Source organism: Kitasatospora sp. NPDC094016 (assembly GCF_040304045.1).
In the GTDB taxonomy this organism is placed as follows: domain Bacteria; phylum Actinomycetota; class Actinomycetes; order Streptomycetales; family Streptomycetaceae; genus Kitasatospora.
On sequence record NZ_JBEOUK010000042.1, the window covers coordinates 53,417 to 75,162 of the forward strand.

The window sequence follows — 21,746 nt, forward strand, 5'->3', positions numbered from 1 at the left end:
CTACGCTCCTTGTCCTGCATCGGAGTTGTCGGAGTCGAGGGACGGGACGGCCCAGTCGCGGGCCACTTCGGCGGTGTCCGCGCCCGGCCGGGCCGGCGGGCGGCGCAGCGTGCCGGGGGTGGCGGAGAAGCGCGGGGCCGGGGCGGGCTGGGTGACACCGCCCGCCTCGACATAGGTGCCGCGCGCCAGCAGATGCTCCTCCCGCGCGGCCTGACGCATCGTCAGAACCGGCTCCACGCAGGCGTCGGACCCGGCGAAGACGGCCTCCCACTCGACCCTGGTCCGGGTGGCGAAGCGGTCGGCGATCAGGGCCCGCAGCTCGGGCCAGCGGGCCAGGTCGTACTGCCCGGGCGCCTGCGGGCCGAGGTCCAGCAGCCGGGCGAACTCGGCGTAGAACTGCGGCTCCAGCGCCCCCACGGCCAGGTGCCCGCCGTCGGCCGCCCGGTAGACCGCGTAGAACGGCGCGCCGCCGTCCAGCAGGTTGGCGCCCCGGCGGTCCTGCCAGTGGCCGGCCGCGAGCAGCCCCCACAGCATGCTGGACAGGTGCGCCGCGCCGTCCACGATCGCGGCGTCGACGACCTGGCCGGCGCCGGTGCTCCTGGCGTGGTGCAGCCCGGCGAGCAGGCCGACGACCAGGTAGAGCGAGCCGCCCGCGTAGTCGCCCAGCAGGTTGGCCGGGATGCCGGGCGCCTCCTCGGGCCCGCCCGGCCCCGCGACCAGGCCGAGCACCCCGGCCACCGCCGCGTACCCGAGGTCGTGTCCGGCGCCGGCGGCGCGCGGCCCCTGCTGCCCCCACCCGGTCATCCGCCCGTACACCAGCGCCGGGTTGCGGGCCAGGCAGTGCTGCGGCCCGACCCCGAGCCGCTCCGCGACCCCGGGCCGGTAGCCCTCGATCAGCAGGTCCGCGCGCTCGACCAGGTCCAGCACCAGGCCGGGCCCCGCCGGGGACTTGAGGTCGACCAGCACCGACCGCTTGTTCCGGTTGGTCACGTCGCACGCCGGATCGATGCCCAGCGGTGACGGATCCGGCCGGTCCACCCGCACCACGTCGGCGCCCAGGTCGGCCAGCAGCATCGCCGCGAACGGCCCCGGCCCGATCCCCGCGAGCTCGACCACCCGCACCCCCGCCAACGGGCCGGGGCCGGCGGCCGTGGCACCCGGCGCACTGCTCGTGTCACGCACTGGCTGCAGAACCCTTCTGGGTTTGACAGTAAAGCTGTAACACCCGTGATGATAGAGAAGCGACCCGCCGGTAACAAGACCTCCTCCCCCATCCACCCGCCGTGCGACCGCGAACACGCAGGGTGCGTCAGTGCACTGACGGAGGGTCCCTGTACCGTCGTCATGCCACAGGGGGGATCGACCCCTTCTCGACGAGAAGGAGTTCCACACACATGGTTAGCCCGTACTTCACCACCGGGCCGGTCGCGCCGGCCTCGGATCCGGCGCCCGGCCCGACCAGGACCGCGCCGTACGCCCCACCCGTCCAGTCCGGTGGCGGCAACGTGCCCGCGCCCGTCCTCGCCCCGGGCCCGGTGACCACCCGGCTGGACGTCCCGCACGAGCTCAACGCCTCGGCCGGGATGGCCCGACAGATCGCCACCGACCTCGACAGCGCGAACGGCAAGGCCGGGCCCGGCGCACACAGCCTCACCGAGTACGCGAGCACCGCGTCGACCAGGATCCGCGGCTTCTCCTTCGGCGGCGCCCTCACCGGCTGCACCGAGCGCTGGATGCAGCAGTGCAAGGCCCTGCACGACACGCTCGGCAAGGCCGCCGGCAACCTCGACCGGACCCAGCAGTCCTACAGCGCCAACGAGGCCGCGACCGCCGCCGACCTCCGCGCGGGCCGCTAGATCCTGTCCGGCGCCAGAAGAACAGCAGTTGGAAGACCAGAAGGGGGAAACCGGACACATGGTGTCCTTCAAGGAACTGCACGAGGCCGACTTCTCCGGGATCACCGACGCCGCCGAAGCCTGGGCCGGCGTCGCCAAAGCCCTCACCTCGCTGGACGGCCGGGTCGCCAAGGACCTCACCAGCACCGCTCAGCGGGCCGGCTGGAAGGGCGCGGCGGCCGACGACGCGACCAAGGCGCTCCAGGCCGTCGACGGCGACTTCAAGCAGGCCTCGGCCGTCGCCACCGCCCTCGCCGCGATCATGAAGACCGCCGCCGAGGACTTCGCCGCCGCCCGCCGCGACCTCGACACGGCGATCCACGACGCCCAGGGCGACAACATGACCGTCGCCGCGGACGGCCAGGTCAACTGGACCCTGCCGAAGGAGGCGAGGAACGACCCCGACGGCGCGAAGCTGGCTCAGGCACTCGCGGCCAAGGCCGAGGCCATCGCGGCCCGGCTGACGAAGGCCGTCGAGAAGGCCGACTCCGCCGACCAGCGGGCCACCGCCGCGCTCCAGGGCGACATCGGCACCAGCACCACGGCCTTCAACCCCACGCCCTACGGCGGCGGCCCGGTCGCCGACGCCAACCGGGCCAAGGACCTGATGGCCAAGGCCGGCAGCCTCAGCGATCCGCAGCTGAAGCAGCTGCAGGACATCATGGCCGCCAACGCGGGCAACAAGGACTTCTCCACCACGCTGCTCAACGGCCTCGACTACGGCGGGAAGACCGGCCCGGACGCCCTGCTGGAGTACAGCAAGGTCTACGACGGCCTCGCCCACGGCAACCACAACGCCAAGGGCTACCAGGACGTCTACGGCAACCTGTCGGTGGCGCTCGCCACGGCCACCCATGACGGCGGAATGGGCCAGGCCTGGGAGGACGGCCTGCTGGCCGCCGCCCGCCGCCCGGGAGGCTCCGCGGCGGGGTTCAACGACAACTACCCGGCGCTGACGGCGCTGATGGGGGCGAAGGGGACGTACGACAAGGCGTTCCTGCTCAAGGTCGGCAACGACCTGGTCGACTACGAGCGCACCAGCAAGACCAAGGGCGAGGACCTCTGGGGCCCGAACTGGAACGGCCGGGTCAACCAGTCCGACCCGATGGGCGGTCTGATGAACGCGTTCAGCCGCAACCCCGAGGCGTCGAAGGACTTCCTCGACCCCGGGAAGAGCAAGAACCTGGACTACCTGCTGCACGACCGGAAGTGGCCCTTCCAGGGAAACGAGCAGAACGTTCCCGCCGACTTCACTCCCTCCCGTAGCGCATTCGGCTACGCCCTGGAGGCGGCCACGACCGGTCGGGACCCGCACAGCGACCAACCGGTCGTCCGCCCGCACGACAAGGTCATGTCGCAGATCATGGACGAGACGATGAAGTCGTTCGCCGGCACCGGCCCCGGGGACAAGACGTCCCTTCCGGCCGGACTCCGTCGGCCGATGGCCGACATGATCGCCGACTACGCCGCGGACACGCACGAGATCCTCGGCAAGGACCTGTACGGCGCGTCCCAGCCGGACGGGCTCACCGTCAACCGCGAGCAGCTGCTGCGCCTGATCCGAGGCACCGTCGAGGACCCGGCGGCATTCGCCGTCATCCAGCACGCCGAGACCCAGGAGATCGCCCGCCGCCTGGACGGGTACGGCCCCGACGCGGTGAAGCCCGATGCGATGGGTGGCGTGAACCACGGACTGGATGCCCTCGTCCACGAGTCCGGCAGGACTCTCGGCGCGCTCGACGCGGTGTACGCCGACTCCGTCGTCGACCACGCGGACTCCGACAAGTCTGCCCAGGACTGGCAGGCGAAGATGAATTACCACCTGCTCGGCACACCCGTGAACTTGATTCCGGGTGTGGGCGACATCGCGCAGCGCTACGCCGATATCGGGACGGCCACCTACGCCGACGCCGCCAAGGCCAAGATCGACAGCAAGCTCCAGGACAATCTGAGCTCCCACTTCTCCGCAGGACAGCAGCAGCTGAAGGCGATGATCGACTACAAGCTGATCATGTCTGGAGTCGACCATCAGACCATGGACCTCGACGGGGGCGTGCCACAGCAGCTCCAGAAGACCGCGGGATCCGCCTACAACAACGGAATCGACACCACCTACCGCACCGTGTTCGGCAGGGCGTGAGGACTATGGAGACCAAGAGCAAGAGCGAGCGTCCCGACGACGCCGTAGGGCTGGCCGGCAAGGTCGACGCGGCGCTCGATCGACGCGGGTTCACCACGCGCGCCCTGCGGGTGCGGCTGGCGGCGGTGCTGTTGACATTCTCCCTCGCCCTGGCAGGGGCGGCGGGGTTCGCGCTGTACCGGCTGACGAACATCGGCGGGCCCGACAGCGTGTGCGACGGAGCGGCCACAGCGGAGCAGGTGCACGACCTGCTGGGGTCCGGACCGATGAGTGAGAACAGGAATGGCTACTCGGCGACGAAGAACTCCACCGGGAACAGCTGCTCCGCCACGGTCAGCTCCGGCCTGTTCGAGACTTCCAAGAAGGTCGTGCGGTTCACCATCGTCCTCAACACCGCTGACGGCCCGGGCGCATTGGCCGCGTCGGATGCCCGGCTGTTCTCCGGCGAATCGGCCGGCTCGGTCACCCCGGGCGTCGCGTGGGCCGTGCTCCCCGAGGGGTGCCAGAAGGGCGTGCGTGCCGAGGTGAGCACCAGCGAGGCGGGCCATGACGAGGCCAGGGCCCGGCTGGCCGTGGCCTTCGCCAACAGTGTGGCCAAGGCCCGCTCGTGCGCGGACCGGACACTTCCAGAACCGAAGAGCCTGTCGGCGAAGGCGGCCCAGACGGAACCGGACTGGGCCAACCTCTGCGGCCTGCCCGGGTTCGCACCCTCGAAGAACCCCGAGGCCCAGTGGCCCATGCCGCAGCGGGTCACCACCGCGTCCAACCCGATCTGGTCCTGCACGATCGGCGAGGACCCGAGGCACGACAGTCGGTCACAGGAATTCGCGATCACCACCGAGCCGCGGGTCACCGCCCTGACCCAGAAGGACGGCAGGGAACCGTCCGAGTTCGGGCGAGCCAGCTGGGTCGCCGGCGGGACACTCGTCGCCACCTGTCAGGGCAAGGACGTCTTCTTCACGGTCGACGGCGGGTACGAACCCACCCTCGACAAGCGCTTCCTGTTCCCCGACCAGAAGGACCTGATGCGCCAGTTCCTCACCGCCGGGGGCAAGGCGATCGGGTGTGAGCCGATCCTGTAGCCGGGGCGGGTGGGCGGAAATGGTCGGGCGGCTGTCGAGGTAATGGCCTAAGGTGCGGTAGACCTATTACGCACGACACGGGGGAAGCGCCATGACCACCACCGGACACGCCACCGGACCCGCCACCGAACCCGCCGCCCGCACGATCGTCACCGCCTCCGAGCGGCTGATCCTCGGCCGGCCCCAGGAGGGGGACGTGGAGGCGGTGTTCGCGATCCACGGGGATCCGGAGACCAACCGCTACAACCCCAACGGGCCCCACCGGGACCGGGCGGCGAGCCGGGAGATGCTGGACGGCTTCGTCGCCGACTGGGCGCGGGACGGGGTGGGGTACTGCACCGTGTCCACCCGGACGGAGCCGGAGGCGGTCATCGGGTTCGCCGGGCTCTACCTGCACACGCTGGACGGCGAGCGGGTGTTCAACCTCTACTACCGTTTCCGGCCGTCCGCCTGGGGTCTGGGCTACGCCGCCGAGGCGGCCCGGGCGGCGATGGCGGAGGCGCTGCCGCGCTTCCCCGGCGTGCCGGTGGTCGCCCTGATCCACGCGGACAACGTGCCGTCCCGCCGGCTCGCCGAGCGGCTCGGGCTGCTGCCGGACCCGGACGGCCGCACCGACGACGAGGACCGGCTGATCCACCGGACGGCCTGAGCCCAGAGGCCGGGCGGGCAGGCGGGCAGACAGGCGAAAGGCCGGCGGGCGGGCCTCAGAACCAGGGGGCGGCGGCCGTGGTCAGGGCCCGCAGGGCCTCGGTGAGGGCCGTCGCGGCCCCGAGGGCGCCGGTGAGCGTGAACACGGCGCGCCTGACGCGGCCGCCGTCCCGTTGCTGGTCCTCAGGGGCGGCTGCCGCCAGCTCGTCGAGCGCCTGCCCGGCCACCTCCGCGGCGGCCGGCGGCAGTTCGTCCGGGGCGAGCGCCCGCAGCCGCTCGCGCAGCGCGTCCACCGCCGTGCGCAGGGCGCGCAGTTCGGGTGCCTCGCCCGGGGTGGGGGCGGTCTGCGGGTGGGTGTACTCGGCGCGGGCGTGGCTGCCGCTCTGCACGATGCCCGTGACGTTGCCGGTGATGCTGATCCCGTGGCCGTCGCCGTTCACGCTGCTCCCCTGTTCCTGGTGCCGCTTGTTTCCTGGTGCCGCTTGTTCCTGGCGCCGCTTGTTCCTGGCGCCGTTCAGTCCTGCCGGGTGCCGCCGACGCGCGGCGCCGGGGTGGTGAGCGTCCGGTACGAGGCGCTGGCCGCGTCCCCGCTCTGCACGACGCCGTGGACGTCTCCGTGCACCTGCACGCCGTTGTTGATCACCACGTGCTGCAACTGCTCCGCCCCGTCCGTCCGGTAGCCGTGGTCGCGCAGGCAGTCGCCGACGGCCGACACGATCCGGGCCCTGACGCACTTCACGTACCGCTGGACGTCCATCTCCTGGAACAGTTGCTGGTACGCGCGCTCCGCACCCAGCTCCCGGACGGACAGCGTGGGGCCGTGGTCGACCAGCCGGTTCTCCCGGCACATCCGGGCGTAGCGGAGCGCGTTGCGCCCGACGGCCCGCCGGCTGCGCGCGGCGCGGCGCAGCACGCCGACCGAGCCCGCCACCAGAGCGGGCAGCGCCGCCAGGGACGCCGCGCAGAGGCCGAGCCAGTCACCGGGATCGGCGGGCGGTGCCGCGGTGTCGATCGCGTGGTAGGCGCGCGCGATCGGCGGCAGCACGAAGGCCCTGCTCTCCAGGAACAGCTGTCCGCCCTGGAGTTGGGCACGTACGAACACGGTGACGACGATCTCCTCGCGCCAGCCCGCGATCCGCACCGCCAGGTAGTGCCGCAGCCGTTCCTCGGCGGCGAGGTCGACGCTCTCCACCCACCAGTGCTCCGGGTCCGGCCCGCCCCCGTTCGGCGCGGCGGCGCAGTGGGCCGCGTACGGGGCGAGGGCGGCGAACGCGGTGCCGGGGCCGTGGCCGCACCAGTCGGCGGCGGGGCCGAGGCGCTTGCCGCTCTTGAACACGAGGTCGTGCACGGCGATCCCGTGCAGGCGGTCGCCCGGGTAGGCGGGTGTGTCGGTGGCGCCGAGGCGGGCGAGTTCGGTGCGCAGCCGGGCGTGGACGGCCGGGACGGTCAACGCCTGTGCGGTGGAGTCCGGTTCGGCCTTGGCCACCTCGGGCAGCAGGTCGTCGGCGAAGGACCAGTGGTCGATCTCGATCCCGGCGCCGACGAAGGGCGCGTAGTCGCTGTAGACGACGTCGGGGTCGGCCTGCCGCCGCGCGAGCCGCTCGTACAGGTTCTTGCGGAGGGGGTCCTCGGGGGTGGCGGCCCGGCCGGTGCCGAGCTCGTACAGCGTCTGTTCGAGCCGCCGCCGGCCGGCCAGGGACACCGCGAACCAGACGGCCAGCAGGGCGGCGATCCAGTGCCATCCGAGCACCTCGACCGCGACGAGCAGGCAGCCGACGGCCAGCCAGGTGCCGCTCCGGCGGCGCCGGGGCCGGTCGGACCGGATCAGCCAGGCCGCCACGAACACCAGGGGGACGGCCAGTTGCAGCAGCCAGAGCCGCACCAGCACGTCGAGCGCGTGCGGCACGCCGGCCTGACCGGACGCCACGAGGGAGACGACGACGCACACCACGAGCACGGGCAGCACGGCCGCGGCCAGCAGGACCAGCACCGCCCGCCCCACCGCCTGCCGCCGGGCCGCGTAGCACTCCTTGAGCACCGCCGCCAGGTCGACGCCGGGGGTCGGCGGCGGTACCCGGTACGGGTGTTCGGCGAGTTCCTCGATCACCGCGTCCCGGAAGGCCGGGTCGAGGTGCGCCCCCGCCCGCAGGTAGGCGGTGGCGTCGCCGCGCGGCGCACCGGCCTGGGCCTGGATGAGCTGCTGCAGCGGGTCGGGCGCCGCCGGGGCGACCGGTGGCAGGGGCGGGTGCGGGTACCGGGGCGGCGGTACCGGTACGGACGGTTCGGCCATGGCGGTGTCCTCTCCCGTCCACCTGCGCGTCTCGTGAGGCGTGTGCCCGGGTCAACGACGCTCCCCCGGCCCGGGAGGAGGGTCGCAGGGCAAGATCCCCCTGGAGGGGGAGCGGGACCGTTCGCCGGGTTGACGCGTCGGCCCGGGGAGCGACGGGACCGTGGACGGCATGAGGACCAGGGAGGACGCGCGGCGCCGACCGGGCTGCTGCCGGCCCTGGCGGCGGGCGCGGTGGCACCGGGAGGACCGATTCCCCGGCTGGATGCTCACCGGCCCGGCGCTGGGCCTCGCCCTCCTACTGCTGATCGTCGCCACTCGCCGAGCTGGGCGCCCGCGACCGCACCCGGGCGGTGATCGCGGCGTACGAGTCGGGCTTCGTCCTGCCGGGTCGAGCCGAGGGGGGCTCAGGGGGCTCTGGCGCCCCAGGGGTCGGCGGCGCTGCGGAGTCCGGCGGGTCCGGCGGGTCCGGCGAGACCGGCCCCGAGCAGGACCGTTTCTTCCGTCCCGCCGCTACCTGCGAGTAGAGTGCGATCTTCCCCCTTAACCGTCCGATACCTCCCGTATCGCCTGAAACGAACTGGTGGCCGCATGACAGTCCGGACCCGCCCCGCGCTGTGGTGGCGCATGGGCATCGTGCTCTCGGCGGGCCTCGGCCTGACCCTCGGAACCGCGCCGCTGGTGTTCTTCACCGTGCAGAGCAACGTCATCGTGCTCGGCTACTTCATCGGCGCCGTGTACTGGATGCTCAAGCGCGACACCGTGGACGCGCCCGCGCCCCGGCTTCGCGGCGCCGCCACCCTGTACATACTGATCACCGGGCTGGTCTCGCACGTCCTGCTCCAGCACGGCGCCAACCCGCTGCCCGGGCTGGTCAGCGGGCCGGACAAGCTCGCGCACTGGTCGTCGTTCTTCCTGCACTACGTGACGCCGGTGATGGTGATCGCCGACTGGCTGGTGCTGAAGCCGCGCAACGCGGCGGCCTGGAAGGACATCCCGCTCTGGCTGGCCTTCCCGCTCGGCTACGCGGCGATCGTGCTCGCCCGGAACGCGCTGTTCGACGACTACCCGACGCCCTACCCGTACTTCTTCTTCGACCCCACCACCAAGGGCTACGGCTACGTCTGGGGCCAGATAGCCCTGCTGACGGTCGAGTTCGTGGTGCTGGCCGCCGCCGTGGTCGGCCTGGACCGGCTGGGAACGCTGGTCGCGGGCAAGCTGAGGTCCACCAAGTCCTGAATCCCCGGGCACGGATGACGGCCCCTCTCGGGGGCGCCCCTTCCCCCGGGGCGCTTTCCGGGGACGCCCTTCCCTGGTGACCGTCCGCGCGGCGGCCGGCCTCAGATCCGCCAGGAGCGGATCCGGTCGGCCGCCGCGAACACGTCCGCCCCGCCCGCCGCGATGTCACGGGCCAGCTCGACCAGCGCCCCGTACGGCGGGTCGATGCCCTCCTTGGCCGCGTGCATGTACGCGGCCGTCGTCATGCAGGCGTACAGGTTGTTGCGCACCGGCAAGGGGCGCAGCAGCACGATGGTGTGCATCAGGGTGGCCGCGCACCAGGCGGCGTCGGCGTCGTGGCCGAGTTGCGCGGTGTTCACCCGGTGCCGGGCGACGGCGGCCTGGAGCGCGGAGTAGTCCCGCACGCTGAGGTCCTCCGGCGAGGCCAGCTCCTGCACGTCGAGCAGCCAGCGCAGGTCGACGTGGAGCAGCATCATCCCCGCACCCCCGCCGCGCCGTTCACGCCGCCGGCGCGTCCTCCGGGAACGCGGCGTCGAACTCCGCCCGGTGCGACTTCCAGAACGCCACCGCGTGGTCCACGAACACCCGCCGCTGCTGCTCCCGCACGCTCAGGTCGTGGATGTACGCCTTGATGCTCTTCCCGTCCGCGGCAGCGGCCTCGCGGATCGCGGCGAGCTCGTGCTCCGTGTACTCGATGTTGAGCGCAGGCATGGCGCCGATGGTACTGGAGCGCACCGGAGTTGGGACCACCGGCGGAGGATTTTCACCCGCCGTCAAAGGGGTTTGCTGTCGATACCCCCATGGAGTGGTTTCGGCGGAGCCGCGGGTAGCCCCGAAGTCGGGCGGGGGTCGGGCGCGCGGGATGACGCCGGGGCGGTGGGGGCCGCCGTAGCGTCGGGGGCAAGGCGGCGGAGCGGTTCCGCGGGGGAGGCCGGGCGGTTCGGCGGAGGCCGGAGATGACGCGCAGGGCAGTGGGCAGGGCGGCGGCGAGCGGGGCGACGGTGAGCGGGGCCGCAGGTGGGGCTGCGAGCGGGGCGGCCGTGGGCAGAGCGGCGGTCGGCCGGGCGGTGGCGGCCACGGCGGTGGCGCTCGCGACGACGGTCGCGGTGGCGGCGCCGGGGGTGGCCGCGACGCGGGCCGACGGCCAGGACGGGCGGGGCAGGTCCCTGCAAGGGGTCTGGCAGATGGACGGGTACGGCCTGGTGGCCGTGGTCTCCGGGAGCAGCCTGACCACCTACGACGTGACGACGCACAGCTGCGTGCCCGGGTGGGTCACCGGGACGCAGGACGGCGCCCCCGGCCGGGACGGCACCGTCCGGTACGTCCTGGGCGACAACGCCGTCACCCTCACCCCGCAGCCGGGCGGGCGCCGGGCGACCGACACCGAGGAGGGCGGGACGGGCACCAAGACGCTGCGCCGCCTGGACGCGCTGCCGGCGCTGTGCACCCGGCCCGCCCCCGACGACCCGCTCGCGGTCTTCGACCGGTTCTGGGAGACCTTCGAGGAGAACTACCCCTTCTTCGCCGCCAAGGGGATCGACTGGCACGCGGCCCGCGAGGAGCAGCGCGCGAAGATCACTCCGGCGACCACCACCGACCAGCTCCAGCAGATCTTCATCGACCTGCTGACCCCGCTCAAGGACGCGCACACCGGTCTGGCCCGGGTGACCGGCACCGGCCCGACCGGCGTTTTCTCCGGTCGGCGCGACGGCTCGCTGAAGTCGACGCCCGCCCTACGGGACGCGGCCCGCAAGGCCGTCGACGCACAACTTACCGCCCCCGAACAGGAGTTCGCCGTCAACGCGCAGGGGGTGAGCCGGCTGGGCGTGGGCCGGCTCCCGGACGGCATCGGCTACCTGCGGGTGAGCGGCTTCGACGGCTACGCGACCGGCGGGTTCGCCGCCCAGGCCAAGGAGCTCGACCGGGCGCTGGACGCCCTGCTCGCCGACCCCGACCGGCTCGACGGCCTGGTGATCGACGTCCGGCTGAACAGCGGGGGCTCGGACGCGCTCGGGCAGCAGATCGCCGCCCGGCTCACCGACCGCCCGTACGTCGCCTACCGCAAGGTGGCCCGCGACGACCCGGCCGACCCCACGAAGTTCACCCGGCCGCAGCCGGTCGTGGTGCGGCCCGCGCACACCGAGCACTTCACCGGCCCCGTCGCCCTGCTCACCTCCTCGCTGTCGATCAGCGCCGCCGAGACCTTCACCCAGACCCTGATGGGCCGCTCCCCGCACGTCGTCCGGATCGGCGAGAACACCCAGGGCGTCTTCTCCGACGTGCTGATCAAGACCCTCTCGCCGGACTTCATGGTGGTGCTGCCGAACGAGAAGTACCTCATGCCCGACGGCAGCACCTTCGACGGCCCCGGCATCCCACCGGACATCCGCACACCGGTGTTCACCGATGACGAGTTGGCCGGGCTCAAGGACTCCGCCCTGAGCACGGCCCGCCACGTCCTCGGCGAGCAGTAGCGGCCGCGGCGCGGGCGAGGCCGCCCGCGCCGTACCGCTCCCCCTACATCGGATCCACCCCCCGCAGTTCGCCGTCCAGCTCCAGCCACCGGGTGAGGCCCAGGCCGCGCAGGAACGGCACGTCGTGGCTGGCCACGATCAGCGCGCCCTGGTAGGCGGCGAGCGCCTGGGTGAGCTGGCGGACGCTGGCGAGGTCCAGGTTGTTGGTCGGCTCGTCGAGCAGCAGCAGCTGCGGCGGCGGGTCGGCCAGCAGCAGCGCGGCCAGGGTGGCCCGGAACCGCTCGCCGCCGGAGAGGGTGGCGGCGGGCTGGTCGGCCCGGCCGCCGCGGAACAGGAAGCGGGCCAGCCGGGCACGGATCGCGTTGTCCCCGGCGGCGGGGGCGAACAGCTTGACGTTCTCCGCCACGGTCAGCTTGTCGTCCAGCAGGTCGAGCCGCTGCGGCAGGTGGCGCAACGGCACCGGCGTGCCGACCTCGCCCTCCAGCGGGGCGAGTTCGCCCGCGATGGTGCGCAGCAGGGTGGTCTTGCCGGAGCCGTTGCGGCCGACCAGGGCGATCCGCTCGGGGCCGCGCAGGTCGAGGTCCGCGGTGGTGCCGTAGGGCAGCCGGACCTTCTGCAGGGTGAGCACGGTGCGCCCGACCGGGACGGCCGTGCGCGGCAGGTCGATCCGGATCTCGGCGTCGTCGCGCACCGCCTCCTCGGCGGCGGTGAGCCGCTGCCGGGCCTCCTCCAGCCGCTCGGTGTGCATGCCCTGGAGCCGCCCGGCCGTCTCCTGGCCCTGGCGTTTGAGCTTGCCCGCGAAGATGTGCGGGTCGTTGCGGGTGACCGAGCGCTTCTTGCCGTAGCCGGCGCTGCGGTCGAGCCGGGTGCGGGCCTCGGTCAAGTCCCGTTTCTGGCGCTCGACGTCGGCCTCGGCGTTGCGCAGCAGCCGCTCGGCGGTCTCCTGCTGGGCGGCGAGGGTGCGCTCGTACTCGGCGAAGTTGCCGCCGTACCAGGTGACCGCGCCGTCCCGCAGGTCGGCGATCTGGTCGACGTGCTGGAGCAGTTCGCGGTCGTGGCTGACGATCAGCATGACGCCGTGCCAGCCGGCGACCGTCTCGTAGAGCCGCTCCCGGGCCGTCCGGTCCAGGTTGTTGGTGGGCTCGTCGAGCAGCAGGACGGCGGGGCGGCGCAGCAGCAGGGCGGCGAGGCGCAGCAGGACGGCCTCGCCGCCGGAGAGCTCCCCGGTGGTGCGGTCGAGGCCGAGGCGGTGCAGGCCGAGCCGGTCGAGGGTGGCGCGGGCGCGCTCCTCGACGTCCCAGTCGTCGCCGACGGCGTCGAAGTGGCGCTGGTCGGAGTCCCCGGACTCGATGGCGTGCAGGGCCTCACGGGCGGCCCGGATGCCGAGCGCCTCGTCCACCCGCACGGTGGTGTCCAGCGTCAACCCCTGGGGCAGGTAGCCGAGTTCGCCGTCGACCCGGACGGTGCCGCCGGTCGGGGTCAGCTCGCCGGCGATCAGCCGCAGCAGGGTGGACTTGCCGGCGCCGTTGAGCCCGATCAGGCCGGTGCGGCCGGGGCCGACGGCGAGGTGGAAGCCGTCCAGGACGGGCTTGCCGTCGGGCCACTCGAAGGTGAGATCGGTGCAGAGGACGGCGGTGGTGGGTTGTGCCATGGAGGGCCTCCCGGGTGGTTGCCGAAGGGAACGATGAGCAACACGGGGAGACACCGCGGGTGCGGGCCGGTACGGCCGGGGGGGAGGGCGGGGCGGATCCGGATCAGCCGGATCGGGCTCGCCACGGGGCCGTGACTGAGGTCGCACACTCGCACACCGCGCGGCGAAGGGCCTGTGCGGCGGGGGCGGTGTCTCGGGACCTCAGTAGAGCAACGGCCTTCTCCTTGTCTGGCGGATGACTCCGTCCACGCTACGCACGGCACCGGACCCGGGCAACCGAATTTCGGCGCACCGGGAGCCCGGATGTCCGACTACTTCTCGGAGAAGTCCACGTGACCTCCTGACCGGCCCGCGTGGCCGGTCCCCGGGGTCGCGGCAGCCGCGCCGCGGCCCCGGGCTTTTCCGCCACCCGGCCCGTTCCTCCTACAATCGGGCTCATCATGAGCGCCACACTCGTAGTCAAGGACCTCGCCGCCGGTCACGGCGAACGCACCCTCTTCTCCGGCCTGGACCTGGTCGTCGCCCCCGGTGACGTGATCGGCCTGGTCGGCGTGAACGGCGCCGGCAAGTCGACGCTGCTGCGGCTGCTGGCCGGGCTGGACACCCCCGAGGGCGGTTCGCTGCGGCTCAGCCCGGCGACCGCCAACATCGGCCACCTGCCCCAGGAGCCGGAGCGGCGCGAGGGCGAGTCGGTGCGCGACTTCCTGGCCCGCCGCACCGGCGTGGCAGCCGCGCAGACCGCGCTGGACGAGGCCACCGAGGGCCTGGTCGAGGACCGCCCGGGCGCCGACGACGCGTACGCGGCGAGCCTGGACCGCTGGCTGGAGCTGGGCGGCGCCGACCTGGAGGAGCGCGCCGAGGAGGTCGCCGACTCGCTCGGCCTGAAGGTCTCGCTCGACCTGCCGATGACGGCGCTGTCCGGCGGCCAGGCCGCCCGGGCCGGCCTCGCCTCGCTGCTGCTCTCCCGCTACGACGTCTTCCTGCTGGACGAGCCCACCAACGACCTCGACCTCGACGGCCTGGAGCGGCTGGAGGCCTTCGTCAAGGGCCTGCGCGCGGGCACCGTGCTGATCAGCCACGACCGCGAGTTCCTGGCCCGCACCGTCACCAAGGTGCTGGAGCTGGACCTGCACCAGCAGCAGGTCAACCTGTACGGCGGCGGCTACGAGGCGTACCTGGAGGAGCGCGCGGTGGCCCGCCGGCACGCCCGCGAGGAGTACGACGAGTACGCCGACACCAAGGCCGGGCTGGAGGCCCGGGCCCGGATGCAGCGCGGCTGGATGGAGCACGGCGTGCGCAACGCCCGCCGCAAGTCCTCCGACAACGACAAGATCGGAAAGGCGCAGCGCGCCGAGTCCACCGAGAAGCAGGCCTCCAAGGCCCGGCAGACCCAGCGGATGATCGAGCGGCTGGACGTGGTCGAGGAGCCGCGCAAGGAGTGGGAGCTGCGGATGGAGATCGCCACCGCGCCGCGCTCCGGCTCGGTGGTCGCGACCCTGCGCGCGGCCGTCGCCCGCCGCGGTGACTTCGCCTTCGGCCCGGTGGACCTCCAGATCGACTGGGCGGACCGGGTCGCCATCACGGGCGCCAACGGCGCGGGCAAGTCGACGCTGCTGGCCGCTCTGCTCGGTCGGCTCGAACTCGACGGCGGCAGCGCCTCGTTGGGCTCCGGCGTGGTGGTCGGCGAGGTGGACCAGGCACGCGGGCTGTTCCTCGGCGGCGAGCCGCTGGCGGAGGCCTTCGCCGCCGCCGTCCCGGAGTTCACGCCGGAGGAGGTGCGCACCCTGCTGGCCAAGTTCGGCCTCAAGGCGGTGCACGTGAAGCGCCCGGCCGGCACCCTCTCCCCCGGCGAGCGCACCAGGGCCGCGCTGGCGCTGCTCCAGGCGCGCGGGGTCAACCTGCTGGTGCTGGACGAGCCCACCAACCACCTGGACCTGCCCGCGATCGAGCAGTTGGAGGCGGCGCTCGGCTCGTACACCGGGACCCTGCTGCTGGTCACCCACGACCGGCGGATGCTGGACACCGTCTCGGTGAACCGGCGGATCGAGGTCCGGGACGGGCGGGTGCACGAGCTGTAGTCCCGTCCGGCAGGGCGGCCCCGCCGGGCGGCCCTGCCGCGTGGGCCTGCTGGACGGACCCGCCGGATGGACCTGATCTGCGGATTGGTCTCGACCTCTTCCCGGCACGGCCGTCATGTGCTGTGCTGTCGGCCATGGTTGACAGTGCAGTGGCAGGGACGCCCTACCCGACCGTCCCCCTCACCCCGATGACGGTGCCGGCCCACGAGGCCGAGGCCCGCAGCAGGTCCTTCCACGACGTGATGGCGCAGCGCCGGACCGTCCGCGACTACGCGACCCGCCCGATCCCGGACGGGGTCGTCGAGTGGGCGATCCGGACCGCCAACACCGCGCCCAGCGGCGCGCACGTCCAGCCCTGGCGGTTCGTGGTGATCACCGACCCGGAGCGCAAGCGGCGGCTGCGCGAGGCCGCCGAGGTCGAGGAGCGCGAGTTCTACGCGCACCGGGCGTCGGAGGAGTGGCTGGCCGCGCTGGCGCCGATCGGCACCGACTGGCGCAAGCCGTTCCTGGAGGACGCCCCGGCGGTGATCGTGGTGTTCGAGGTGCACAAGGGGCCCGATTCGCCGCGCCCGTACTACACCAAGGAGTCGGTGGGGATCGCGGTCGGACTGCTGCTGGCCTCGCTCCACCAGGCCGGGCTGGCGACGCTGACCCACACGCCGAGCCCGATGAAGTTCCTCAACGAGGTCTGCGAGCGCCCGCTGGAGGAGCGCGCCGCGTACGTCATCCCGGTCGGCTACCCGGCCGAGGGGGCGCGGGTGCCGGATCTGCGGCGCAAGGAGCTGGACGAGGTGCTGATCCGGCTCTGAGCGCCGGGCGCGGGTGCGCCCCGGTGCGCCGGGGGTGCGGCCGGGGCGCGGCGGGGACTGACGAGAGGCCTGGTGGGAGGCCGTCCGGAATTCATTGGTGACAGGTCCCGGCCAAGGACATAATCGCGGTCATGAGCCACCCGCAGTCCCGGTCCTGCAAGTACCCGCCCACCCCGCTCCACGTGCCCGGCCCCACCGCCGTCACCGCCGGGCGGCCGCCCGAGGAACTGCGGCTGCCCGGCGGGATCTCGCTGCAGCGCCGCCGCAGCACGCACGCGGCGGCGCTCAACAAGGCCGTCCGCGCCAACCTGGACCACCTGCGGCCCTGGATGGAGTGGGCGGCCGAGCCCCCCACCCGGGCGCAGACCGCCGAGCTGGCCCGGGCCGGCTCCCTCGCCTGGGAGGCCGGCACCGACTTCATGTACCTGGTCGGCCTGGACACCGAACCCGGCGGCGTGGTCGGCGCCCTCGGCCTGCACGGCCGGATCGGCCCCGGCGCACTGGAGATCGGTTACTGGGTCGCCGCCCGGCACGCCGGCCGCGGCATCGCCACCACCACGGCCGGGGCGCTGACCGAGGCCGCCCTGGCGCTGCCCGGCATCGCGCGGGTGGAGATCCACTGCGACGAGGCGAACGGCGCCAGCGCGGCCGTCCCGCGCAAGCTCGGCTACCGGCTCGACCGGGTCGCCGAGACCGCCGTCAGGGCTCCCGCCGAGACCGGGCGGCAGCTGATCTGGGTCCGGGAGGCCTGACGGCGGTCCGAGGCGGGGGGGTGCCTCTATGGGGTTCGTCAAGGAAATCGGGCTGCGATCCGGGGTGTGAGCGGGCAGCATGGCGGGGTGCCGGATCTGCTGTGGGATGACGTCAAGGACTTCTTCGACCCTGACCTGATGGGTGCTCTGCCGGATGTGTGCGTGGCGGGCACCTCAGTCGAGGACTGGCAGGCGGTGTTCGACCTGGTCGGGTCGAACGGGTGGACGTGGGAGTACTCAGTGGGCGGCGTCGCCGGGCCACTGCCCGCTGCTGCGGAGGTGCTGTCGCGTCCCGCCGACGCGGAGACGGTTGATCTGCGGGTGTGGCCGGTCCCGGCTGTGCTGGCGATCTTCCGTCCGATGTCTGCCGACGAGATCGACTTCGACGTTGACCTTCGCGAGCTTCAGGGCCAGGAAGGCGTAGACGTCCTGTGCCGGTTCCTGGCCGCGCTCGGTCGTCGGCTGGGCAAGCCGGTGGTGATGACGGCCGAAGGTGACTACGGGAACCCGGTGCTCGGGTTCGACCCCTCAGTCGGCCGCGTGGTGCTGCTGGCAGATCCCTTGGGAGTTCAACTGCCGGCTGACGCGGGCCGGGACTGGTAGAAGGTGCCGTCGCGGAGCATGGCGAATAGGACGTCGACGCGGCGTCTGGCCAGGCAGAGGAGTGCCTGGGTGTGCCGTTTACCCTGGGCGATCTTCTTGTCGTAGTAGGCCCGGGAGGCCGGGTCGCTGAGTGAGGCGAACGCGGCGAGGAAGAACGCGCGTTTCAGCTGCTTGTTGCCTCGGCGGGAGGGTTGCTCGCCGCGTATGGAGGAGCCGGAGCTGCGGGTCGCGGGGGCGAGGCCGGCGTAGGAGGCGAGGTGGGCAGCGGTCGGGAAGGCGCTGGCGTCGCCGACGTCGATCATGACCCGGGCGCCGGTCCTGGGCCCGATGCCGGGCATGGAGGTGAGGACCTTGGACAGCGGGTGCTCGTCGAGCAGTTCCTGGATGCGGTTCTCCAGGATTTTGCGCTGGTCGAGGACGGCTCGCAGGGAGCTGGCCAGGCTGGGGACGATGAGTGCGGCGGCCTCGGTGCCCGGGACGATGACGGTCTGCTCGTCGAGTGCGGTGAGGAGGTCCTCGATGAGGCGCTCGAACATGCGCGGTGCCAGGGGCCGGGCGACGGCGATCAGGCGGCGGCGTCCGGCCTTGCGTAGGGCGGCCGGTGAGCCGAACCGCTCCAGCAGGGTGAGGACTGCGGGGTGGTCGAGCCTGGGGCCGAGCACGCGTTCCAGGTGGGGGTGGATCTGGGTGAGCAGGCCGCGCAGGCGGTTGGCGATGCGGGTGGCCTCGCCGGCGAGGTCGTCATCGAAGCCGACGATCATCTCCAGTTCGGCGATCGTCTCGTCGGTGAGTTCGATGCCGCGCAGGGTGTGTGGCATGGTGCGGGCGGCGTCCGCGATGACGAACGCGTCGCGGGCGTCGGTCTTGGCCTCGCCGGGGTAGAGGTCGGCGATGCGCCGCATCGTCAGGCCGGGGAGGTAGGCGACGCGGCAGCCGGCGTCCCGGGCGACCGCCAGCGGCAGGGCGCCGATGGAGGCGGGCTGGTCGACCACCACCAAGACGGTGCCGTGCTTGGCGGTGAGCTTGTCCAGCACGGCCCGCATCTTGGGTTCGCTGTTCGGCAGCCGCTTGTCGAAGACCCGCTTGCCCGCCCTAGTAAGGGCGGTGCCGTGGTGCTCGCCCTTGCCGACGTCCAGGCCGAGGAAGACGTCCACATCGCCGGTGTCGATCACGCTGGTCCCTTACGAGGTCGTGCTGTCCCGGCCTCGTTGGCGTGGCATCAGTCGCCGGCATCCACGTTACGAAGAGCCTCCCAGCGAACTGGTGGTCCTGCGTCTATCAGCGGTCTACCGATGCCTCCGGCCCGGTGACACCACCCCCCGGATCATGCGAACTACAGGGGGGGGAACAGTCATGCCGGGCCGGAGGCCGGGAGCCCCGTTGCGGGGCCACCAAAACGGTAACGGGGTGATCCGGGCCGGGGCCCGGACAGCCTCCGCCGCTCAGCACCGCCCTCCGCTCAGTACCGCTCGCCGCTCAGTACCGCTCGCCGGTCGGCGTCGGAAGCGCGTCCAGGTCGGCCAGGTCGGCCGCCGAGAGCACGACCTCGGCCGCGCCCGCGTTGTCCACCAGGTAGCGCGGCGTCTTGGTGCCCGGAATCGGGAAGACGTACCGGCCCTGCGCCAGCACCCAGGCCAGCGCGACCTGCGCGGGCGTCGCGCCGATCCGCTCGGCGACCTCCTTGACCCTGCCGACCAGTGCCAGGTTCTCCTTCAGCGCGTCCTGCTGGAAGCGCGGCAGCCGGCGGCGGAAGTCGTCGGCGGGCAGTTCGTCGAAGGAGGCGATGCTGCCGGTCAGGAAGCCCCGGCCGAGCGGCGAGAACGGCAGGAAGGCGATGCCCTGCTCCTCGGTGTACGGCAGCACCTCGGCCAGCACGTCCCGGGTCCAGAGCGAGAGCTCGGACTGCACGGACGCCACCGGGTGCACCGACTGGGCCCGCTTGATCTCCTCGACGGTCACCTCGGAGAGCCCGATCCGGCGGGCCTTGCCGGCCGCTACGGCCTCGGCGAGGGCGCCCCAGGTCTCCTCGATCGGGACGGCCGGGTCGACCCGGTGCAGCTGGTAGAGGTCGACGTGGTCGGTGCCGAGGCGGCGCAGGCTGTCGTCGATCGAGCGGCGCACGTGCTCGGGGCTGCCGTCGCGGGCCGACTGGCCGGCCCCGCCCGGGACGATGCCGACCTTGGTGGCGAGGAAGGCGCGCTCCCGGTACGGGCCGGCCAGCGCGGCGCCGACCACCTCCTCGTTGGTGTAGGGGCCGTACATGTCGGCGGTGTCGATCAGGGTGACACCGAGGTCCAGCGCCTGCCGGATCACCCGGACGGAGTTCTCGTCGTCCCGGTTCTGCACGTCGTAGGCCCAGGTCATCCCCATGCAGCCGAGGCCGATGACGCCGGTCTCCGGGCCGTTGGTACCGAACGTGGCGTTGCGCATGACGGTGCTCCGATCGTGGTGGTGTGCTTGGCCGCTCGCGGGGTGCTGCGGTGGATCAACGCGTCCAGCTTTCACCTTGGAGTGCACTCAAGGTCAAGCCCGTCCGGACGCGCTTCGGATCCACTCCCGATCCGCTCCGGATCCGCTCCGGATCCGCCGGTCGCCAGAGGGGTCGTTGATCGTATGAGCGGCCCTCGGCTCACCCGGAGGTGGGATGCGCCCGAGGTGCCGGCGGAGCGCGTGCGACGGACTTCACCACCATGCGAGCGGACACGACCATCCGAACCGCGCGTTCACACCACGGCCCGCCGCCGGGCGGGCGCAGGTCGGCCACCGGGTCGGCGCCGGGTGATCACCCGTCAAACCGGCGTGCGGGAGCCCGTCGGCGGAACCTCCGCACCACCGGGCGCCACCCGTCCGGTCTTGGCAGGGCTCGCGGCGGCGGCGGACGCTCTGGGCACAGCCGATCATCGGCTCATCCAGTCGGTATCCCGTTGGGGAGGAACCCATGACGTTCTCGCGCACCCGCCTCGCCGCCGTCGCCGTGATCGTGGCCGCCGCCACCGCCGTGACCGTCCCGGCGCAGGCCGCCGGCGGCCACCGCGCCCTCAGCCGCTTCGACGACGGGAGCTTCGAGTCGCCCAAGGCCCCGGCGAACAGCTTCGCCGAGTTCAACGCCGGACAGACCATCGGCCCGTGGACGGTCACCACCGGCAGCGTCGACCTGATCGGCGCCGGGTTCTGGCAGGCCGCCGAGGGCGACCAGTCGGTGGACCTCAACGGCGCCACCACCGGCGCCGTCGCCCAGACCTTCACCACCGTCCCGGGCGCCACCTACTCCGTGACGTACGCGCTGGCCGGCAACACGTCGGCCGCACCGACCGTGAAGACCGGCCGGGTGCTCGTCGACGGCCAGGACTTCCAGGACTTCTCCTTCGACATCACCGGCAAGTCGCCGACCAACATGGGTTACGTGGGGCGCCAGTTCAGCTTCGTCGCGCGGAACGCTTCCACCACTCTGACCTTCGCCAGCACCAACGCGGGCGCGGCCGGCCCGGTCGTGGACGACGTCCAGGTCAAGGAGTGCAAGCCGTGCTGCGGGTGATCCGCTGAACCGCCCGCCCGCCGGTCCGGAACCGGCGGGCGGGCCTCCGCCCGCGAACTGCCCCTCCCCACGGGCAGCTTCCTCTTCCTCAACGGCATCGACGAGCAGGGCAGGATCGTCGGGTCCACCGACTCGTTCGGCTTCGTCTCGGACATCAACGGCCAGTGGCACGCGCTCGCCGCACAGGGCTCCAACGCCACGGGCACTCCCGGGGCGATCCGGAACGGGCGCATCGTCGGCGACACGAGCAACGACACGAGCTACGCCGAAGCCGAATGGGACGCCCAGGGCTCGCTGACCCGGACCATCGGCGCGGGCGCCATCACGGCAAGTGCCATCGGCGGCAACGGAATCGTGGGCGGCACGAAGTACGTAGGGTCGACTCCGCGGCCCGTCCTGTGGCGTGACGGCGTGGTGGCGGACTCGTTGGCGGCGGTCCCGGACACGTTCACGATCAAGGCGATCAGCAACGACGAGAAGACCCTCATCGGGAACGAGTACTCCCAGCCCGCGAGCTACACCTGCTCGCCTTAAACCGTTCCTAAAACCTTCC

20 protein-coding genes and 1 pseudogene are annotated in these 21,746 nt (G+C 72.7%); 13 read left to right on the plus strand and 8 right to left on the minus strand.

Annotated elements, in window-relative coordinates:
* A complete protein-coding gene (locus tag ABT015_RS29860) occupies positions 1-1,182 on the minus strand; it encodes a CaiB/BaiF CoA transferase family protein (RefSeq protein ID WP_350884546.1) in 1,182 nt (393 codons plus the stop codon).
* A gap of 212 nt (positions 1,183-1,394) precedes the next feature.
* Between ABT015_RS29860 and ABT015_RS29865 the strand changes: the two genes are divergently transcribed.
* From ABT015_RS29865 to ABT015_RS29880, 4 genes are all read left to right on the plus strand, one after another.
* Entirely contained in the window at positions 1,395-1,856 is a 462-nt protein-coding gene (locus ABT015_RS29865; protein WP_350884548.1) for a hypothetical protein, read from the plus strand.
* 58 nt (positions 1,857-1,914) lie between these two features.
* Positions 1,915-4,035, plus strand: coding sequence for a hypothetical protein (locus ABT015_RS29870; RefSeq protein ID WP_350884550.1), 2,121 nt, complete (start codon positions 1,915-1,917; stop codon positions 4,033-4,035).
* 5 nt (positions 4,036-4,040) lie between these two features.
* The gene (locus ABT015_RS29875; protein WP_350884552.1) at positions 4,041-5,117 is read left to right on the plus strand and encodes a hypothetical protein; all 1,077 of its coding nucleotides are present in this window, start codon (positions 4,041-4,043) and stop codon (positions 5,115-5,117) included.
* Positions 5,118-5,208: 91 nt separating this feature from the next.
* The gene (locus tag ABT015_RS29880) at positions 5,209-5,766 is read left to right on the plus strand and encodes a GNAT family N-acetyltransferase (protein WP_350884554.1); all 558 of its coding nucleotides are present in this window, start codon (positions 5,209-5,211) and stop codon (positions 5,764-5,766) included.
* A 55-nt stretch (positions 5,767-5,821) separates the two neighbouring features.
* Here the strand turns inward: ABT015_RS29880 and ABT015_RS29885 are convergent, their stop codons facing one another.
* Both ABT015_RS29885 and ABT015_RS29890 read right to left on the minus strand, forming a co-directional pair.
* Positions 5,822-6,205: a DUF5955 family protein gene (locus ABT015_RS29885; RefSeq protein ID WP_350884556.1), complete on the minus strand. Its 384-nt coding sequence runs from the start codon at positions 6,203-6,205 to the stop codon at positions 5,822-5,824.
* Positions 6,206-6,279: 74 nt separating this feature from the next.
* Entirely contained in the window at positions 6,280-8,055 is a 1,776-nt protein-coding gene (locus ABT015_RS29890) for an AbeC-like domain-containing protein (RefSeq protein WP_350884558.1), read from the minus strand.
* A gap of 305 nt (positions 8,056-8,360) precedes the next feature.
* On the opposite strand from ABT015_RS29890, the pseudogene ABT015_RS29895 reads away from it, so the two are divergent.
* Together ABT015_RS29895 and ABT015_RS29900 are read left to right on the plus strand one after the other, a co-directional pair.
* Positions 8,361-8,444 (plus strand): annotated as a pseudogene (locus ABT015_RS29895) (DNA-binding response regulator); the annotation flags it as partial.
* Between the two features lie 199 nt (positions 8,445-8,643).
* Complete coding sequence (locus tag ABT015_RS29900; RefSeq protein WP_350884560.1) at positions 8,644-9,291, plus strand: Pr6Pr family membrane protein; 648 nt, start codon at positions 8,644-8,646, stop codon at positions 9,289-9,291.
* Positions 9,292-9,392: 101 nt separating this feature from the next.
* On the opposite strand, the gene ABT015_RS29905 is transcribed toward ABT015_RS29900, so the two are convergent.
* Together ABT015_RS29905 and ABT015_RS29910 are read right to left on the minus strand one after the other, a co-directional pair.
* Positions 9,393-9,764, minus strand: coding sequence for a toxin Doc (locus ABT015_RS29905; RefSeq protein WP_350884595.1), 372 nt, complete (start codon positions 9,762-9,764; stop codon positions 9,393-9,395).
* 25 nt (positions 9,765-9,789) lie between these two features.
* On the minus strand, positions 9,790-10,002 hold the full coding sequence (locus ABT015_RS29910) for a hypothetical protein (protein WP_063351004.1): 213 nt from the start codon (positions 10,000-10,002) through the stop codon (positions 9,790-9,792).
* Positions 10,003-10,331: 329 nt separating this feature from the next.
* On the opposite strand from ABT015_RS29910, the gene ABT015_RS29915 reads away from it, so the two are divergent.
* Positions 10,332-11,765 carry a S41 family peptidase gene (locus ABT015_RS29915; protein ID WP_350884562.1) on the plus strand — a complete coding sequence of 478 codons (1,434 nt, stop codon included), beginning with the start codon at positions 10,332-10,334 and terminating at the stop codon, positions 11,763-11,765.
* Positions 11,766-11,808: 43 nt separating this feature from the next.
* Here ABT015_RS29915 and ABT015_RS29920 read toward each other — a convergent pair whose 3' ends face one another.
* The gene (locus ABT015_RS29920) at positions 11,809-13,416 is read right to left on the minus strand and encodes an ABC-F family ATP-binding cassette domain-containing protein (protein WP_350884564.1); all 1,608 of its coding nucleotides are present in this window, start codon (positions 13,414-13,416) and stop codon (positions 11,809-11,811) included.
* A gap of 440 nt (positions 13,417-13,856) precedes the next feature.
* On the opposite strand from ABT015_RS29920, the gene ABT015_RS29925 reads away from it, so the two are divergent.
* From ABT015_RS29925 to ABT015_RS29940, 4 genes are all read left to right on the plus strand, one after another.
* Positions 13,857-15,494: an ABC-F family ATP-binding cassette domain-containing protein gene (locus ABT015_RS29925; protein ID WP_350884566.1), complete on the plus strand. Its 1,638-nt coding sequence runs from the start codon at positions 13,857-13,859 to the stop codon at positions 15,492-15,494.
* 134 nt (positions 15,495-15,628) lie between these two features.
* The gene (locus ABT015_RS29930; protein ID WP_350884568.1) at positions 15,629-16,303 is read left to right on the plus strand and encodes a nitroreductase family protein; all 675 of its coding nucleotides are present in this window, start codon (positions 15,629-15,631) and stop codon (positions 16,301-16,303) included.
* A gap of 131 nt (positions 16,304-16,434) precedes the next feature.
* Complete coding sequence (locus ABT015_RS29935; RefSeq protein WP_350884570.1) at positions 16,435-17,055, plus strand: GNAT family N-acetyltransferase; 621 nt, start codon at positions 16,435-16,437, stop codon at positions 17,053-17,055.
* Between the two features lie 87 nt (positions 17,056-17,142).
* Positions 17,143-17,658 carry a hypothetical protein gene (locus ABT015_RS29940; RefSeq protein WP_350884572.1) on the plus strand — a complete coding sequence of 172 codons (516 nt, stop codon included), beginning with the start codon at positions 17,143-17,145 and terminating at the stop codon, positions 17,656-17,658.
* On the opposite strand, the gene ABT015_RS29945 is transcribed toward ABT015_RS29940, so the two are convergent.
* Both ABT015_RS29945 and ABT015_RS29950 read right to left on the minus strand, forming a co-directional pair.
* Positions 17,625-18,830 (minus strand): IS110 family RNA-guided transposase, encoded by a 1,206-nt coding sequence (locus ABT015_RS29945; protein WP_502897433.1) that lies wholly within the window; start codon positions 18,828-18,830, stop codon positions 17,625-17,627. The two genes, ABT015_RS29940 and ABT015_RS29945, sit on opposite strands and share 34 nt — an antisense overlap.
* 304 nt (positions 18,831-19,134) lie before the next feature.
* The gene (locus tag ABT015_RS29950) at positions 19,135-20,088 is read right to left on the minus strand and encodes an aldo/keto reductase (protein ID WP_350884574.1); all 954 of its coding nucleotides are present in this window, start codon (positions 20,086-20,088) and stop codon (positions 19,135-19,137) included.
* 508 nt (positions 20,089-20,596) lie between these two features.
* Here ABT015_RS29950 and ABT015_RS29955 point away from each other — a divergent pair.
* Entirely contained in the window at positions 20,597-21,193 is a 597-nt protein-coding gene (locus ABT015_RS29955) for a choice-of-anchor C family protein (RefSeq protein WP_350884576.1), read from the plus strand.
* Positions 21,194-21,604: 411 nt separating this feature from the next.
* The gene (locus ABT015_RS29960; protein WP_350884578.1) at positions 21,605-21,727 is read left to right on the plus strand and encodes a hypothetical protein; all 123 of its coding nucleotides are present in this window, start codon (positions 21,605-21,607) and stop codon (positions 21,725-21,727) included.
* Positions 21,728-21,746: the final 19 nt, after the last annotated feature.

What these genes read in the sequence shown, in the direction of transcription:
- ABT015_RS29865 (WP_350884548.1), top strand. Translation starts at nt 1,395, where the DNA reads ATGGTTAGCCCGTACTTCACCACCGGGCCGGTCGCGCCGGCCTCGGAT.
- ABT015_RS29870 (WP_350884550.1), top strand. Translation starts at nt 1,915, where the DNA reads ATGGTGTCCTTCAAGGAACTGCACGAGGCCGACTTCTCCGGGATCACC.
- ABT015_RS29875 (WP_350884552.1), top strand. Translation starts at nt 4,041, where the DNA reads ATGGAGACCAAGAGCAAGAGCGAGCGTCCCGACGACGCCGTAGGGCTG.
- ABT015_RS29880 (WP_350884554.1), top strand. Translation starts at nt 5,209, where the DNA reads ATGACCACCACCGGACACGCCACCGGACCCGCCACCGAACCCGCCGCC.
- ABT015_RS29890 (WP_350884558.1), bottom strand. Translation starts at nt 8,055, where the DNA reads ATGGCCGAACCGTCCGTACCGGTACCGCCGCCCCGGTACCCGCACCCG.
- ABT015_RS29900 (WP_350884560.1), top strand. Translation starts at nt 8,644, where the DNA reads ATGACAGTCCGGACCCGCCCCGCGCTGTGGTGGCGCATGGGCATCGTG.
- ABT015_RS29905 (WP_350884595.1), bottom strand. Translation starts at nt 9,764, where the DNA reads ATGCTGCTCCACGTCGACCTGCGCTGGCTGCTCGACGTGCAGGAGCTG.
- ABT015_RS29910 (WP_063351004.1), bottom strand. Translation starts at nt 10,002, where the DNA reads ATGCCTGCGCTCAACATCGAGTACACGGAGCACGAGCTCGCCGCGATC.
- ABT015_RS29920 (WP_350884564.1), bottom strand. Translation starts at nt 13,416, where the DNA reads ATGGCACAACCCACCACCGCCGTCCTCTGCACCGATCTCACCTTCGAG.
- ABT015_RS29925 (WP_350884566.1), top strand. Translation starts at nt 13,857, where the DNA reads ATGAGCGCCACACTCGTAGTCAAGGACCTCGCCGCCGGTCACGGCGAA.
- ABT015_RS29930 (WP_350884568.1), top strand. Translation starts at nt 15,629, where the DNA reads ATGGTTGACAGTGCAGTGGCAGGGACGCCCTACCCGACCGTCCCCCTC.
- ABT015_RS29935 (WP_350884570.1), top strand. Translation starts at nt 16,435, where the DNA reads ATGAGCCACCCGCAGTCCCGGTCCTGCAAGTACCCGCCCACCCCGCTC.
- ABT015_RS29950 (WP_350884574.1), bottom strand. Translation starts at nt 20,088, where the DNA reads ATGCGCAACGCCACGTTCGGTACCAACGGCCCGGAGACCGGCGTCATC.
- ABT015_RS29955 (WP_350884576.1), top strand. Translation starts at nt 20,597, where the DNA reads ATGACGTTCTCGCGCACCCGCCTCGCCGCCGTCGCCGTGATCGTGGCC.